The organism is Candidatus Saganbacteria bacterium (assembly GCA_016223245.1).
In the GTDB taxonomy this organism is placed as follows: Bacteria; Margulisbacteria; WOR-1; order XYC2-FULL-46-14; family XYC2-FULL-37-10; genus JACRPL01.
Map to the genome: position 1 here is coordinate 19,209 of JACRPL010000008.1, position 16,043 is coordinate 35,251.

Here is a 16,043-nt window from a genome sequence, read left to right on the forward strand (position 1 = left end):
TAAAGTTTGGATAGGGTAAAATGGCGTCATGATGATGTCAAGCAACGGCAAGAATTTCGCGACCATCAAGGTCTTCGGAATAGGCGGCGGCGGGACCAATGCCGTGAACCGCATGATAGGGTCAGGGGTCAAGGGCGTTGAGTTTTGGGGAGTTAACACCGATCTTCAGGCTCTCTCCGTTTCTCTCGCGGACAACAAGCTTCAAATAGGCGCAAAATTAACGCGCGGACTAGGAGCTGGATCAAACCCTGAAGTCGGACAAAAAGCCGCGGAAGAATCAAGAGAAGAGATCAAGAGCGCGCTAACAGGCGCCGACATGGTATTTATCACAGCCGGCATGGGCGGCGGTACTGGCACAGGCGCCTCATCAGTGATCGCCGAAGTTTCAAAAGAATTAGGCATTTTAACTATCGCAGTGGTCACAAAACCATTCAGGTTCGAAGGTCCGGTTAGGATCTCGCAAGCCGAATCCGGCGTATCACTCCTTAAAGAAAAAGTTGACGCATTAATTGTTATCCCTAACGATAAACTTCTTCAAGTTGTTGAAAGAAAAACTTCAATAATTGAAGCATTTAAAGTTGCGGACGATGTCCTGCGCCAAGGCGTTAAGGGAATATCGGATCTTATAACTGTCCCGGGACTCATCAATCTTGATTTCGCCGATGTTAGGACGATCATGTATGAAGCAGGATCTGCGATGATGGGGATTGGCACTGGATCCGGCGAGAATCGCGCAGTTGAAGCTGCGGAGCAAGCCATCTCGAGCCCTCTGCTTGAAGAAACAATAACCGGCGCCAAAGGCGTCATATTCAATGTCACAGGCGGATCGGATCTAACCCTCTATGAAGTGAACGATGCGGCGGAAGTTATATACAACGCCGTTGATCCCGACGCAAATATTATTTTTGGTGCTGTTATCGACGAAAACCTAAAAGGCGATGTTGTTGTGACAGTTATCGCAACTGGCTTCAGGCCGGGAGCCAAAAAAGAAAAAGAATCAATGCCAACGACATTCCACAGGACGGCATCCCACGGAAAAGAACACATAGAACTGCCGCCATTCATGAGGGTGTGATCCGTGCACATACCAGACGGGTTTCTCGATCCAAAAGTTTCATCGGGGCTAATTGCCGCCGCAGCTGCGGCCCTATCTTATAGCATCTCAAAAGTCAGGGAAGCCGCAACAGTTCTTAAAACTTCAGAAGCTTATGCCTTAGCCGGCAATGCCGCTCAAAATATTTCAAGCAATGCCAAAAAAATATTATCCCGCGACGGGCAAAGATTATTTATTAAAATGGGGATGGTCGCTTCACTGATATTTATCGCGCAAATGATCGATTTCCGCATAGGACAATCGTCATCGGGGCATCTCTTTGGCGGAGTTTTTGCTTCGATCTTGCTTGGTCCATATGCCGGATCGATCGTAATGTCTTTGGTCCTGGCTATACAGGCGATATTTTTACACGATGGCGGACTAATTTCGCTTGGGGCAAATATTATAAATATGGCAGTAATTGGCGCAATGCTTGGTTACGGCATCTATTTTGTTCTCAAAAAAATAATTCCAGAATGGACTGCTATATTAATTGCAGGTTGGGCTTCTGTTGTTATGATGTCTATTGCCGGCGCGATTGAAACAGGAATTTATAGTATAGTCCGAGTTCATTTGGTGATCGGGATCGCCGAAGCGCTGATAACACTTGCGCTTGTAAATATTTTCCGTGCGAAAACCTCGGACTGAATGCCCAAATATTTCATTAAGACGTACGGATGCCAAATGAACAAGAACGATAGTGAACGGCTGGCGGGCGTTTTCGAGTTTGCGGGCTACGCGCCAACCGATGCCATAAAGACGGCTGACCTTGTTCTGGTCAACACTTGTGCCGTTCGCGAAAATGCAGAAAATGTCGCAATGTCTTATCTGATGTCTCTTAAAGGCGACAAGAAGAAAAATCCAAATTTGAAAGTTGTCGCTTCTGGATGTGTGGTAGCAATTCCCGAAGGAAATCTGAAAAAACAATTATCCCATGTCGATCTTTTCATAACACCCTCCGAGTATCAAAAACTTGCCGATTTCTTGGGAGTATCGCCATGTACATTTTCTCCCAAAAGAAGCGGCTCGATAACCGCATGGATCACGATCATGAATGGCTGTGATAACTTTTGCTCATATTGTATCGTTCCATATGTCCGCGGGCGCGAAAGAAGCATTCCTGCAGAGGATATCCTATCGGAAATCAAACAGCTGGGCCCACAATATAGAGAAATTTTCTTGCTTGGGCAGAATGTGAATTCATATAAGTATGGATTCGCTGATCTGATGAAAAGGATAGAGGCAATTATTGAACCTGCGGCTGAACGCCGCGGTTATGTTGGTGAGGAACCGCGAGCCGTGCCTGCCGGCAGGCAGGGTTTACTCGCAGGTTCCGTCAAAATTGATAGAATCCGCTTCATGACATCGCATCCAAAAGATATGTCTGATGAAATTATAGACGCGGTGCACGATCTGCCCCATGTTTGCGAATATTTCCATTTGCCCATCCAGCACGGCGATGATGAAATATTAAAAAGCATGAATAGGGGATACACAGTTTCTGATTATAAAAAAATAGTTGATAAGATCAGGAATAAGATACCTAATGCTGCGATCACTTCAGATATAATAGTCGGGTATCCCGATGAAAATGATAGCCAATTTCAGAATTCCCTAAATATAATAAAAGATATCGGTTTCGACGCTGTAAATACTGCGGTTTATTCTCCACGAGCAGGTGCTAAGTCCTCAAAACTAACAGATAATGTTCCCGCCGATATAAAAGTCCAAAGGCTAGGCGAAATAATGGAAGTTGTCGATGCAGTAGCGCTTGAAAGGAACAGTAAATTAATTGGCTCTGTTCAGGAAATTCTCGTTGAGCCCCCCTCTCTTTCTCCCCCTTATCAAGGGGGAGATGTCCCGAGCTCTGTCGAGGGGCAGAGGGGGTATAAAGGCCGCACCAGGACAAATAAGATAGTAAAACTATTTTCGGATCATTCGGACTTGATAGGCAACCTAGTCAATGTTAAAATAAAATCAGCAAAGAGCTGGATATTACAAGGAGAATTGACAAATGGCTAATTCTGAATTAAACGTTTTCTACGGAACGTCCCATCCCGAGCTTGGCGAGAAAATAACAAAGTATTTGGGTATAAACGCGGGGAAGATCAAGCTTTCGAGGTTTTCCGGCGGAGAAAATTATGTCCGGTTGCTCGACAATGTCCGGGGCCAATCAGCCGTAATAATCCAAACCTGCACCCAAAATGTGAACGACGATCTTATAGAGCTTTTCATTATAATCGACGCGATGAAGAGAGCTTCCGCGAAATCAATTACTGTTGTGATGCCGCAATTTGGATACGCAAGGCAAGACCGGAAAGCGGCTTCCCGCGAACCGGTCTCCGCAAGGCTTGTCGCCAATCTTTTGGAAACCGCGGGCGCCGATAGAATTATCGCAATGGATCTCCATTCGGACCAAATTCAGGGATTTTTTAATATCCCGGTGGATACATTGACCGCAATGCCGCTTTTTACAACATATCTTAAAGAAAAAAATCTTAAAGATATGGTGGTTGTAGCACCCGATACCGGCCGCGCAAAAGTAGCCAAAAAACTTGCCGACCGAATAGGCGCAAATCTCGCTATCCTCCATAAAGTCAGGGCCGAACACCATCAATCCGCCGTAACCCATGTTGTCGGTGAAGTTAAAGGAAAAACAGTGATCATTACGGACGATATGATAGATACAGCCGGAACGATTACAAACGGAGTTGCGGCGCTCAAAGCGGAAGGGTGCAACAAAGATATTTATGTCGTAGCGACACACGGGATATTTTCGGGGCCTGCGGTCGAGAGAATGGAAAAAGCAGGCTTTGCGGAAGTTGTCGTTACCGATTCGGTCCCAATATCCAAAGAAAAGCAATTCAAAGGTTTAAAAATACTGTCTTCTGCAGAGATATTAGGAGAGGCCATCAGGCGCAATTACGAACACAAGTCCATCAGCAGCCTTTTTGATTAATATGAAAAAAGTAAATATCGGAATATTAGGATACGGCACAATCGGTTCGTCCGTTGATAAGTTGGTAAAAGATAACCACGATCTTATCGCTCAAAGGACCGGTCTTGATCTGGAAGTCCTAAATATCTGTGATGTATCGCCAAAACTAAAACACCCCAAACTTGTCCGCGATGCCGGAAAGATCACAAGAAATCCTGAAATTTCCGTCGTGGTCGAATCGATCGGCGGGACAAAACCGGCCTTGGATTTCATATTAACCGCAATTGAAAATGGAAAACACGTTGTAACATCAAACAAAGAAGTTATGGCTCTTTTTGGCGATAAGATAATGGCAGCTGCGGCAAAACATGGAGTAGCGGTCCTCTTTGAAGCGTCCGTTGGTGGTGGTATTCCAATAATTGGTTCGCTTTCTTCGGATCTTGTCGCTAACGATGTGACCGAAGTTTACGGCATTGTAAATGGGACCACAAATTATATTCTCTCCAAAATGGAAAAAGAGGGCAGTGAATTTAGCGATGCCCTTAAAGAAGCCCAAAGCTTGGGGTTTGCCGAAGCTAATCCTAAAAAAGATATTGAAGGGTATGACGCGTCATATAAAGCAGCGATATTAGCTAGCGTAGCATTCCGAAAGATCATTAATTGGAAAGATGTTTATTTTGAGGGTATTACAAAAATAACCAAAGAAGATATAAGCTATGCCAAAGATATCGGATATGTAATCAAGCTTTTGGCAATAGCAAAAAAGACCGGCAATGAGCTTGAGGTCCGCGTCCATCCGACGCTTATACCAATTGATCATGCTCTTGCTTCCGTAAATGGCCCTATGAACGCTATTTATGTTAAAGGAAGTGCGGTCGGGGAGCTTATGTTCTATGGGCAAGGAGCTGGTGGCTTGCCAACTGCCTCTGCGGTGGTTTCAGATATTATAGCGGCCGTCGCAAATGACAAATGTCAAATGGCAAATGTCAAATTATTGAAAGCTAGAATTAAAAATATTGAAGAGATAAGCAGCAGGTATTATATCCGCATGATAACGCCTGACCACCCGGGTGTTCTTGCCCAAATATCAAAGGCATTCGCCGACAATAATGTTTCGATAGCCGCTGTTGTCCAGAAAGAGAATGCCGTGCCTGCCGGCAGGCAGGTTGGATATCTCGCAACTATTGTTATTACGACGCATGAGTCAAAAGATAAAGACCTGAATAACGCACTCGATAAGATCAAAAGATCAAAAATAGTAAAAACTGTATGCAATGTGTTAAGGATAATCTAGAAGGGAGAAATAATAAATGGCTATGATCTGCGACGAATGTCATATAAATCCGGCGACGGTGCATGTTACAAGGATTGTTAACGGAAAAAAAATAGTTAGGCACTTGTGCGCATCATGCGCCGAAAAGCTTGGCTTTATGCCGACAGAGTTCGGATTCCCGGGATTTTTCGAAATACCGGATATTTTTGCATCTCTTTTTAAACGCAGGCCGTCCGAGAGAATTTACGATTATTTCTCCGAATCCGCCCAAAAAGTCGTCCATTTGGCATCGGAGGAAGCTGGCAGGTTAAAACATGACCACCTTACTCCCGAACATTTGCTTTTAGGAATCATAAAAGAAGAGGGATTTGCTTCAAAGATATTGGCTGATCTCGGAATCAATAGTGTTAATCTTTTTTCCGACATTGAATCGCTTATCGGCCATGGCGAGGGCGGTAAAAAAGAAATAAGCTTGTCTCCTCGTTCAAAAAAAGTATTGGAGCTTGCTTATAACGCGGCTCGCGAATTGGGATTTAGCTTTGTAGGTTCGGAACATATACTTTTGGGGATAATCCGTGAAGGCGAATCAATTGCGGCGCAAGCATTGCACAAGAGGAAGATCAATTTTGATAAAGTTGTTACAAAGATAATCGAGAATATCGAAAAAGAACAAAAAGAAGAACCGCCGCAAAGAGAGATAGAGCCATTTGCCCAAGAGTTTGAAAGTCCTGAAGAGCCGGAAGAAGGGGAAGGCGGTCCCGGAATGTTCGGATTCCCCGGATTTGGCGGCGGAATGCCGGGCACTATGATGCAGCCTCCACCGCGAAAAGCTGCTCTTGCATCATTTGGGCGCGACCTGACAGAGGACGCAAAAAATGGAAAACTCGATCCGGTTATAGGCCGTGAAAAAGAGATAGAGCGCATTATCAGGATATTATCCCGAAGGACAAAAAATAATCCCGCACTCCTGGGCGATCCGGGCGTAGGTAAGACCGCGATCGTTGAAGGCCTTGCCGAGCGGATCATAAAAGGCGATGTACCTGATGTCCTAAAAGACAAAAAAGTATTTTCCTTGGACCTTGGCGGTATGGTCGCGGGGACCAAGTATAGAGGCGAATTTGAATCAAGGGTTAAAAAAGTCCTTGATGAAATATTGGCAAAAAAGAGGCAGATAATACTTTTCATAGATGAGCTTCATACTTTAGTCGGCGCCGGCGCCGCAGAGGGTGCGATAGATGCCGCCAATATGTTAAAGCCGGCCCTTGCCAGAGGAGAGCTTCAGGTAATTGGGGCAACAACAGTTGACGAATACCGTAAAAATATCGAAAAAGATGCCGCACTTGAGCGGCGCTTTCAGCCTGTAATGATAACCGAGCCTTCACAAGAATTAACGATCGAAATATTAAAAGGCATCAGGTCTAAATATGAAGAGCATCATGGAGTTAGGATCCCTGATCAAGCAATAATTTCTGCGGTTTCTTTATCCGATCGCTATATTTCCGATAGGTTCCTTCCCGATAAGGCGATCGATGTCATGGATGAGGCGGCAGCAAAAGTTAGGTTGCGATTAATTGCGAAATCTCCAGAATTAAAAGAGATCCAGAAAAAACTCTATGCGCTAAAAAATAAACAGCATGACAGCGTCGGCAAACAAAAATTTGAAGAAGCGGCAACCGACCGAGATGAAATAAAAAATCTGGAGAAGAAACAAAAAGAGCTCGAAGTTGATTGGAATGCGGAGAGAGTAAAACTTCCCGCGATAGTTACAGATGATGATATCGCAGAAGTCGTATCCGATTGGACAGGGATCCCTGTCGTTAAATTAACTCAAGCCGAAACGGAAAAGCTTATTCACATGGAAGAAACTCTCCATAAGAGAATTATCGGCCAAGAGGATGCTGTTGTATCGATCGCTCAAGCGATCAGGCGTGGAAGAGCGGGGCTCAAGCAGCCGGAGCGGCCCGTCGGATCGTTTATTTTTGCCGGACCAACGGGGGTAGGAAAAACAGAGGTCGCAAGGCGTCTTGCAGAATTTATGTTCGGCACAATGGACGCGATGATCCGCATCGATATGTCGGAATACATGGAAAAACATACGGTCTCCAGATTGATCGGAGCGCCTCCCGGATATGTCGGATACGAAGAGGGTGGGACATTGACCGAAGCTGTTAGGCGCAAACCGTACTCTGTTGTTCTTTTTGACGAGATCGAAAAAGCCCATCCGGATGTTTTCAATGTCCTATTGCAAGTACTCGATGACGGCAGATTGACCGATTCAAAAGGCAAAACTATCGATTTTAAAAATACCGTTATCATTATGACAACAAATATCGGGCAGAGAATGATAATTGAACGCGGTGCGATCGGCTTCCTGCCTCAAGAAGACCGCGAGCAGGATTACGAAAAGATGAGGGATATGGTGCTCGATGAGATGAAGAAAGAATTCCGTCCGGAGTTCTTGAACCGTGTCGATGAAACTATAGTTTTCCATCCGTTGTCGGACGAGGAATTAAAGAAGATCGCTTCGTTAATTATTGCCGATGTCGAAAAGCAGATGGAAGGACAGGGCATGCAGCTTGAAATAAATGACGAGGTAAAAGCGCAGATCGTGAAAGAAGGGTACGAACCGAAATTCGGAGCTAGGCCGCTGCGGCGTGCGGTCCAAAAGCTTATTGAGAATCCTTTGAGCAATCAAATTATCGAAGGTAAATTCAAGATCGGAGATAAGATAGGCGCAAAAGTATCCGACGGCAAGATCGTATTCGAAAGAATAGGAACTGCCGACATCAAGCCTAAGGCGAAGAAATCTGAAACGAAAGGCGATTTTCCCGAACCAAAAGTTGAAGAAACCAAAGAAGTTTCCGGCGAAGAGCGCGCAAAAAAGGGCCGAAAAAAGAGCAAATGAGCTCATATAACCCGTTAGATATCGAACCACGTATCCAGGAATTGTGGGAGAAAAATCAATCATACACAGTTTTGGACTCTTCCGATAAGCCAAAGTACTACGATCTAGTCATGTTCCCTTACCCGTCCGGCAATCTCCATATGGGCCATGTCAGGAATTATGCGATAGGCGATGTGATCGCGCGCTATAAAACAATGAAAGGCTTTAATGTCCTTCATCCGATCGGATGGGACGCGTTTGGAATGCCCGCCGAAAATGCCGCCATCAAAAATAATACTCATCCCGAACCATGGACCGACCAGTGTATCGCGCGCATGAAAAAGCAATTGAAACGACTGGGCCTATCATATGATTGGAGCCGCGAAGTCAACACAAGCAAACCGGAATATTATAAATGGACTCAATGGATGTTCCTTTTGATGTATGAGAGGGGCTTGGCGTACAGGAAAGAGGCCGTGGTCAACTGGTGCCCAAAATGTGAAACTGTTTTGGCCAATGAACAAGTAAAAGAAGGAGCTTGCTGGAGATGCGATTCTATAGTTGAAGAAAAACAGCTAAAGCAATGGTTCTTTAAAATTACCGAATATGCAGACAAACTTTTAACCGATATCGATAAATTAAAGGGGTGGCCCGAGCCTGTTAAGATCATGCAAACTAATTGGATCGGGAAATCGGAAGGCTTAGAGATATCTTTTGCCATCACCCCCAGCCCCTCTCCCAATGGGAGAGGGGGGGCCGCGAGCGGAAGCGAGCGGTGGGTGAGGGTTTATACAACAAGACCAGATACGATATTTGGCGTTACTTATATGGTTCTAGCGCCGGAACACCCTATGGTTTCGGACTTATCCAATGGAACCCCATTTGAAAAAGCTGTAAAAGAATATCAAGAAAAAGTTAAACATGAATCTGTCCATGATAGGACCATAAAAGCTGAAAAAGACGGGGTCTTCACTGGAGCTTACGCTATTAATCCCGCGAATAACGAACAGATCCCGATCTGGATATCAGATTATGTTTTGATGGGGTATGGAACCGGAGCCGTTATGGCTGTCCCAGCTCATGACCAAAGGGATTTCGATTTTGCGAAAAAGAATAAACTGCCAATGAAAATCGTGATTTGCCCAAATTATCCCAACCCTATCTGCCCCGTTCTAACCGAAGCTTTTGAAGGGGAAGGGCACATGGTTGACTCAAAACAATTTGATGGGCAGAAAAGCTCGGAAACTCTTGATAAAATTGGGGACTGGTTGGTTGAGAAATGGATCGCTTCTTGGAAAACAAATTATAAGCTTCGTGATTGGCTTATTTCCCGCCAGAGATATTGGGGCGCCCCAATTCCTGTAGTTTACTGCGATAAATGTGCTTCGACAGGCTCAGCACAAGCTGGGATAGTTCCTGTTCCTATTAAAGATCTGCCGGTCAAGCTTCCAATAGACGTAAAGTTTACAGGAGAGGGCGGGTCGCCTTTAAAGAATTCGAAATCGTTCATTGAGACTACGTGTCCGAGATGCGGGACGCGGGATGCGAGACGCGAGACTGATACATTGGATACCTTCAATTGTTCATCCTGGTATTATTTCAGATATTGCGATCCCAAAAATAGCAGTGAGCCATTTAGCCGCGAGCTGTCAGCTAAATGGATGCCGGTTGACCAGTATATTGGCGGTATTGAACATGCCATACTCCATCTCTTATATTCGAGATTTTTTACAAAAGTCCTTTATGACGCGGGCTATTCGAGTACAAATGAGCCATTTACAAATCTTTTGACCCAAGGAATGGTCGTAAAAGACGGCGCCAAGATGAGCAAATCAAAGGGCAATGTTGTAGATCCGGATTATATTATAGAAAAATATGGTGCGGATACCGCGCGTTTATTTATTTTATTCGCATCACCGGCTGAACGCGAGCTGGAGTGGTCTGACGCCGGGGTAGAGGGGAGCTTTAGATTTCTGTCGAGAGTTTGGAGGCTCATAACTGAATTGACCCCATCTGTCCCTCGACAGAACTCGGGACATCTCCCCCTTGGTAAGGGGGAGAATGAGAGGGGGGCAAAAAAGACCCATCAAACGATCAAAGCTATCACTGAAGATATCGAGCGATTTTCTTTCAATACTGCAATTGCAAAACTTATGGAGCTCACGAATTCTTTTTACGAAAACTCTGCAACAGTTACAAAATGGGAACTGGAACAACTTATTTTGATGTTGTTCCCTTTTGCGCCGCATATTTCAGAAGAGTTGTGGAAGATAATGGGACATAGCGACATAGCAACAAAGCAACAGTGGCCTAAATATGACCCAGAGTTAATTATAGATTCGGAGATCACGATCCCAGTCCAAGTTAACGGTAAACTACGAGATACAATTACTTTGACAATTGAAGCATCCGAATCAGATGTTAAAGCGTTGGCCCAAAAGAGCGAAAAAGCGCAGATATTCCTTAAAGATAAGACTATTATAAAAGTGATCTATGTGCAAAAAAAATTAATTAATTTTGTTGTCAAGTAATTAAGCGGGGACTTTTGTTTCCAGGGTTTTGATCCTAACCTCATGATTTTCTATCTTTTCATCATGCCTTTTATATTGGGCATAAGCCATTTTTTGCTCAATAGACATATCTTCGAGCTTTTTAATGATTTTATCTTGGCCGGTAAGCATTTCATTTCTTAACTTTGAAAGGTCATCTTTGGTTGCAAAAGCCTTCAGATCCTCTTTAGTTGCGAAGACGTCCGAGAGTTTTTCAATATCTTTTTTTGTTGCGAAGACGTCCGAGAGTTTTTCAATATCTTTTTTTGTCGCGAAGACGTCCGAGAGTTTTTCAATATCTTTTTTTGTGATCGCCATGTTGCTTATAATTTTAACAACTTAAAAAGTTGTTTGCAAGCTATTTATTGTCTTCCAATCCCTTTCTATACTGAAACTCTTCCCAAATATATCCATAAAAGTTTGATTTCTCGGCTTTTTCTTCTATAAATTTCTGAAGCGTTGGGTGTCTCTTTATTAATCTGTATATTCCCTGCGCCAGCGGGTTCATCCCTAAAAATAACTTAATTTCCGTATTTGGATGCTTTTTGTAAAAGACCGCTGCTGACTTGCCCATGTGGTATTTTCTCTGGAACATTTCTCCTTGTGAGACAGGGTGCATATGGTGATTGACCGCTGTCGGCAAATAATACAATGGAACACCCAGTTTGCTTAAACGATACCCAAGCTCAATATCTTCCCATCCGTATCCCGCGAAATCGGCATCAAACACACCCGCATTTTTTATTATTGATCGAGGGATTGATAAATTACCCGTTAAAAAGTATGAAAACTTTAGTTTCTGCATAGGTTTGATCTTCTCTTTGATATATGGCTTGTTATCCGGATTTATTGTTATGCCTTCAAAGGCAGAATTGGGTTTCTTCCCATGGACTTTCAAATGTTCTTGCAGCAAATTCGCATCGGCGAGCATGTCCGCGTCGGTTAGAAATATTATTTTGCCCTTTGCTTCGTTAATACCTCGATTCCTAGCGCCTGGACGGCCAGTGTTTTCTTGTCTAATGTAAAGTAACGCGGGATGCGAGACGCGAGATGCGCGTGAAGAGTTGATTTCTTCTATCATTATATCTGTGCCGTCGGAGGACATGCTGTCGACAACTATTATTTCATAGAAGTAAGGGGAGAGGGTTTGTTTGAAAAGCGACTCGAGAACTTTTTTTAGATTGTCTTTTTGGTTGTAGGTACCAATAACAACGCTTAACTTTATTTCAGTCATTAAACTTATACCAAATAAGGGTCAAAATTGCGGAGAAGGCATCTTTCCACGAGATCTTTTTCCCTTCAGAAAAAGCCCTTCCTTGATATGAAATCGGCACTTCAAGTATTTTGTAATTTCTTTTTAATATTTTTGCGGTAATTTCCGGTTCCATGTCGAATTTCTTTGATTTGATATCAAGTTTCTTGGCAACATCAGCCGGCATCAGCTTATAGCAAGTTTCCATATCGGTTATTGTGCTTCCATATAGAATGTTTGTAAGTGTTGTCAAAAATTTATTTCCCAAGAAGTGCGATAGCGTCGAAAACGAGTGTTTGCCTAAGAAGCGAGACCCATAAACTACTTTTGCGCGGCCTTCAATTATCGGAAGCATTATTTTTAAGTATTCTTGAGGATCGTATTCGAGGTCAGCGTCTTGGATTATTATATAGTCTCCGGTGGCTTCTGCTATCCCTCGGCTTACGGCAGACCCTTTGCCCTGGTTTTTTTCTTGAAGGATGATCCTAATATCCTCTCCTTGAATCTGAGGATAAATGTCGCGTGTTCCGTCTGTTGAATAATCATCGACAATTATTATTTCTTTCTCAAGATTTACAGCTACTACGCGGTCGATGAGCGTTTTTATGGTATTCTTTTCGTTGTAAACCGGAATTATGACGGATAATTTCATGGTTCAATTATACCATTTCCTCATCATTGGAATCTCCTTTTATATAATTCTATAAGCGAGTTCGTTGAATAGTCGTATCTTGTTCTTTCGTTTATGAGTAATGGGGGAATTGAAAGCGATGGTGTTGCCAATATCTTTGCGATATTAATAGTGTATGGCATATTAAGCCCAACAAAATGGATAATGTTGATATCTTCTTTAATCAGCTGGTTATAAAGCTTGGGTATCGATGTCGCGAGGCCAATATCGACCACGTGATATCCATTTAGTGTCAGCTCTCGGAGGATCTCTTCTTTATTTGTAAAGATATTGACAGATTTCTTGAACCAATCGGCTCTTGATTCGGCAAGCGTATTGTTTCCTTTGCTTTCGATAAGATTTGAAATGGCGTCCAATACTTCTTCCGCCGATATTTCTTTTAAACAGTCATCGAATGGGCAATTTAAGGGGCGGCATTTTTGAGAACAATTAACAGCTTTTCTAATAATTATATGAGGCGTTTGCCATGGGCCCCATTCCGTCGGCTTTACAAATTTTGTTGGGAAAAGTGCAACCGTCGGAACATCGAGCGCTGCCGCAATATGCAATGGCCCTGTATCAACTCCAAGATATATATTGTAGCGCGAGATTATTGCGATCAATTCCGAAAGGGTCGTCCTTTCAACTAGATCGATAGGTTTATTTTTACAGATGCGGAGTATCTGCCTTACCGCTTGAGCTTCATTCTTTGAACCGGTCAAAATCATCTTGATGTTGTTGTATTTTTCGTACAGATGATCGATGACTTTCGCGTATCTTTCGGGAAGCCAAGCTTTGTTCCCGCGTCCGGTGCCCACATGAATGCCCAAAACAAAATCACTTGGACCGATATTGTATTCGCTTATGAATTTATCGACAATCTCTTTCTTAGGCGTTAAAGACATCGGGGGAGGGGTTTGGGGAAGCTCAATTCCCAATGGTTTTAACAATAAAATATTATGTTCAATCTCGTGAAGCGTCAAATCGCCCCATTTGCAATCGCCTCTCAAATTGTAAAATGGCGCAAGGAGCGGCTTTGAAATGTCTCCAACTCGTTGCTTAATGCCTGCGAATCTCGCAAGCAGGGCGTAGGGCAGTTCGTTGTAAAAATGTATGGAACAATCGAAGTTTTTTGATCTTATAAGATCAATATATCTCCTGAAATTATTTATCGATCCTATTTTGTTCAAGGCGAACCAATCTTCGATCACTTCGTCGACATTCTTGTTGCCGAGGAATATTTCTTTTGTATATGGCCTGCAAAGAACGGTTATCTTGGCTTCAGGATATTTCTTTTTTAGAAGATCAATGGCAGGCGTAATAAGAAGGCAGTCGCCGATCATATCGGGGCGGATTATCAGGATGTTTTTCATTGCTATTCGATTTTTGTTAGAAACTGATAAGCTGTTAGGATGTGGATATTTCCTTGTTTCTTCAGGATTAGGATGTGTTTGTCGCCGGTAATTAGGACATCTGCTTTGCCATCAATCGCACAAGCAACAATTAGATTGTCAGCCGGATGTTCCGTAACGAGGTCTACAACAGAAGAAACTTCAACAATTTTGGATAAAGCCAGGATATCCCGTTCGATAATATTTAATCTGGAGTCGGGAATTTTGAATTTATATTTTAGAATCTTCCTAATTTCCCAAAGAATGTATTCTGATATTAAAAGTTCGATCTTTTCGTTTCTAGCCAGTTCTATTATTTCTTTGAGTTTGCCACCAAAAAGAATTGCGGAAATATAAATATTGGTATCAAGCAAAATTCGCTTCATTATCTGGATCTTATTTCTTGGAGTGCCTTAAGGATGTCCTTTGGTTTTATTCTTTTTACTTTAGCAAATTCTTTTCCCCAAGCAAAGTTTTCCTCCCAGTAATCCTCTTTAGGCTTTTCTAATATAAGTTCTTTGCCATTTAATAACCGCACTACAAGCCAATCGCCATTTTTAATAGAAAAATTTCTCAATGTTTCTTTCGGTAATTCTATTATAAACCCTTCTTTAATGCTTGCTTTTTTCATGATATTATCTTAATTCATCTTCTTTGGAAAATCAAGGGCAAAAACCGAATCAAGGAAGCAAACATGCGTTTTATGTCAACAAATAACTCAATCCATTGAGTTATTTGTTCTTCATGCGTGGAGGTGAACGATCGGCAGTGCGCCTTCTATTCTGATCGGCGATTCCGATTTTTGGCGGATCAGAATGAATTGGTTCAACAGGAATATCATGAAAATAATCGCCATAAATATCTTAAATCTTTTCCTGTCGAATAATTTTGAAAAGATCCCGATGAATTGCGGGATCATCGCGCCCAAAAACAGCGTAAAGAAGAACATCGGCAGATAATGATATCTCCCCCAATTCAAAAAGGCATCCGCTTCGATCGCGGCCCGCCCGACAGCAAGCGCGATATAGCATATAATTATTGACGTCGAAGAAAAGGCGATCAGCCCTCTTTCCTTTAAAAGAGGGATTCTATCTTCTTTTTTGTTCAAAATAAAATACAGGAAAATAAAGAGCAAAAAAAACGCCAGCATAAATGCCAAAAAAGCGGCCATGCCTGTGGTATAAGGAAAAACGAGCGTCGAAAAGCCCAAGTTCTTAAAAACAAGTCCCAAAAATCCGAAAACGGCGTAAGAGGCCAGCCTTCCGGCGTCAAATGTCAAATGAGGCGCAGTTCCGGGGCTTAATAGATTGGAAAGGGAAAAAGTAAGATACACGGCAAGATAAGACAGCCAAACTAAAACATACGGCAGAAAAAATAATATTTTTTCTTTTAACGCTTTTTCTTTATCTAAAACTAAAAAGTAGTACAAAAAAATGAACACAATGCCAAGGAACCCGCTCATATAATTCATCGGCATGAAAAAAGAAACGGCGATCGATGCGAAATAAAACCCTTTTTTCTTTTTAATCGCGCTGTGATGAAGCAGCAGGAAAGTGGCCAAGATCGCCAAAAAAGGATATGCCTGTCCCAGAGCCGAGGGCCAATGCAGTATCTCGAAATAGGCCGTATTTAGCGCGTAAAACAAGGTAAGTAAAAAAGCCATGACCGGCCTTGAAGAAAAGACGGCTTTAAGAAAATATAGTACAAGCAGGGAAGCGATCGCATGCATTATTATTGAAAAGCACATAAATGTGAAAATATTGGCACCAAAGATCTTCAGCATCGCGAAATAAACAGCTTTGCCGATCGGGGCAAAATGCCCGTTATCGGGAACAAATAAAGACCCGAAAGAGAAGCTCCCGCTTTGTACCTTGTTTATAAATGTCCAATCATCCATGAAAAAATCGTTGTTAAAAAGGATCGGCCACCAAAATAGTACGATTAAAAAGACGATCGATATAATTTGGAAATAACGATTTGAGAAAACTTTCAT

At 42.8% G+C, this 16,043-nt stretch carries 14 protein-coding genes; 7 read left to right on the forward strand and 7 right to left on the reverse strand.

Annotation, left to right across the window (positions count from 1 at the left end; genetic code table 11):
* The first annotated feature begins 28 nt into the window (after positions 1-28).
* The 7 genes from ftsZ (at position 29) to HZC34_03505 (ending at position 10,719) form a co-directional block, all read left to right on the forward strand.
* Positions 29-1,075, forward strand: coding sequence for a cell division protein FtsZ (gene ftsZ / locus HZC34_03475; GenBank protein ID MBI5700893.1), 1,047 nt, complete (start codon positions 29-31; stop codon positions 1,073-1,075).
* Positions 1,076-1,078: 3 nt separating this feature from the next.
* Positions 1,079-1,741 carry an energy-coupling factor ABC transporter permease gene (locus HZC34_03480; protein ID MBI5700894.1) on the forward strand — a complete coding sequence of 221 codons (663 nt, stop codon included), beginning with the start codon at positions 1,079-1,081 and terminating at the stop codon, positions 1,739-1,741.
* 36 nt (positions 1,742-1,777) lie between these two features.
* Complete coding sequence (locus HZC34_03485; GenBank protein MBI5700895.1) at positions 1,778-3,115, forward strand: radical SAM protein; 1,338 nt, start codon at positions 1,778-1,780, stop codon at positions 3,113-3,115.
* Positions 3,108-4,052 carry a ribose-phosphate pyrophosphokinase gene (locus HZC34_03490; GenBank protein MBI5700896.1) on the forward strand — a complete coding sequence of 315 codons (945 nt, stop codon included), beginning with the start codon at positions 3,108-3,110 and terminating at the stop codon, positions 4,050-4,052. Before HZC34_03485 ends, HZC34_03490 begins: the two co-directional genes overlap by 8 nt.
* A complete protein-coding gene (locus tag HZC34_03495; GenBank protein ID MBI5700897.1) occupies positions 4,048-5,325 on the forward strand; it encodes a homoserine dehydrogenase in 1,278 nt (425 codons plus the stop codon). The genes HZC34_03490 and HZC34_03495 overlap by 5 nt, the downstream gene beginning before the upstream one ends.
* 220 nt (positions 5,326-5,545) lie before the next feature.
* A complete protein-coding gene (locus HZC34_03500; protein MBI5700898.1) occupies positions 5,546-8,209 on the forward strand; it encodes an ATP-dependent Clp protease ATP-binding subunit in 2,664 nt (887 codons plus the stop codon).
* Positions 8,206-10,719: a leucine--tRNA ligase gene (locus HZC34_03505; GenBank protein MBI5700899.1), complete on the forward strand. Its 2,514-nt coding sequence runs from the start codon at positions 8,206-8,208 to the stop codon at positions 10,717-10,719. Before HZC34_03500 ends, HZC34_03505 begins: the two co-directional genes overlap by 4 nt.
* Here the strand turns inward: HZC34_03505 and HZC34_03510 are convergent, their stop codons facing one another.
* The 7 genes from HZC34_03510 to HZC34_03540 all read right to left on the reverse strand — a co-directional run bounded on the left by HZC34_03510 (position 10,720) and on the right by HZC34_03540 (position 16,043).
* The gene (locus HZC34_03510) at positions 10,720-11,055 is read right to left on the reverse strand and encodes a hypothetical protein (protein MBI5700900.1); all 336 of its coding nucleotides are present in this window, start codon (positions 11,053-11,055) and stop codon (positions 10,720-10,722) included. It abuts the gene before it with no gap.
* A 40-nt stretch (positions 11,056-11,095) separates the two neighbouring features.
* Entirely contained in the window at positions 11,096-11,971 is an 876-nt protein-coding gene (locus tag HZC34_03515; protein ID MBI5700901.1) for a glycosyltransferase family 2 protein, read from the reverse strand.
* Positions 11,964-12,641 (reverse strand): glycosyltransferase family 2 protein, encoded by a 678-nt coding sequence (locus HZC34_03520; GenBank protein MBI5700902.1) that lies wholly within the window; start codon positions 12,639-12,641, stop codon positions 11,964-11,966. Before HZC34_03520 ends, HZC34_03515 begins: the two co-directional genes overlap by 8 nt.
* Positions 12,642-12,664: 23 nt before the next feature.
* Positions 12,665-14,032 (reverse strand): glycosyltransferase family 9 protein, encoded by a 1,368-nt coding sequence (locus HZC34_03525; GenBank protein MBI5700903.1) that lies wholly within the window; start codon positions 14,030-14,032, stop codon positions 12,665-12,667.
* A 2-nt stretch (positions 14,033-14,034) separates the two neighbouring features.
* Positions 14,035-14,436 carry a putative toxin-antitoxin system toxin component, PIN family gene (locus HZC34_03530; protein MBI5700904.1) on the reverse strand — a complete coding sequence of 134 codons (402 nt, stop codon included), beginning with the start codon at positions 14,434-14,436 and terminating at the stop codon, positions 14,035-14,037.
* Positions 14,436-14,681, reverse strand: a complete 246-nt coding sequence (locus tag HZC34_03535) for a hypothetical protein (GenBank protein MBI5700905.1) — start codon at positions 14,679-14,681, stop codon at positions 14,436-14,438. The genes HZC34_03530 and HZC34_03535 overlap by 1 nt, the downstream gene beginning before the upstream one ends.
* Positions 14,682-14,792: 111 nt before the next feature.
* Positions 14,793-16,043, reverse strand: coding sequence for a hypothetical protein (locus tag HZC34_03540; protein MBI5700906.1), 1,251 nt, complete (start codon positions 16,041-16,043; stop codon positions 14,793-14,795).

Coding starts and splice junctions, on each gene's coding strand:
- HZC34_03485 (MBI5700895.1), top strand. CDS start 1,778: ATGAACAAGAACGATAGTGAACGGCTGGCGGGCGTTTTCGAGTTTGCG.
- HZC34_03505 (MBI5700899.1), top strand. CDS start 8,206: ATGAGCTCATATAACCCGTTAGATATCGAACCACGTATCCAGGAATTG.
- HZC34_03520 (MBI5700902.1), bottom strand. CDS start 12,641: ATGAAATTATCCGTCATAATTCCGGTTTACAACGAAAAGAATACCATA.
- HZC34_03540 (MBI5700906.1), bottom strand. CDS start 16,043: ATGAAAGTTTTCTCAAATCGTTATTTCCAAATTATATCGATCGTCTTT.
- HZC34_03490 (MBI5700896.1), top strand. CDS start 3,108: ATGGCTAATTCTGAATTAAACGTTTTCTACGGAACGTCCCATCCCGAG.
- HZC34_03525 (MBI5700903.1), bottom strand. CDS start 14,032: ATGAAAAACATCCTGATAATCCGCCCCGATATGATCGGCGACTGCCTT.
- ftsZ (MBI5700893.1), top strand. CDS start 29: ATGATGATGTCAAGCAACGGCAAGAATTTCGCGACCATCAAGGTCTTC.
- HZC34_03530 (MBI5700904.1), bottom strand. CDS start 14,436: ATGAAGCGAATTTTGCTTGATACCAATATTTATATTTCCGCAATTCTT.
- HZC34_03535 (MBI5700905.1), bottom strand. CDS start 14,681: ATGAAAAAAGCAAGCATTAAAGAAGGGTTTATAATAGAATTACCGAAA.
- HZC34_03515 (MBI5700901.1), bottom strand. CDS start 11,971: ATGACTGAAATAAAGTTAAGCGTTGTTATTGGTACCTACAACCAAAAA.
- HZC34_03510 (MBI5700900.1), bottom strand. CDS start 11,055: ATGGCGATCACAAAAAAAGATATTGAAAAACTCTCGGACGTCTTCGCG.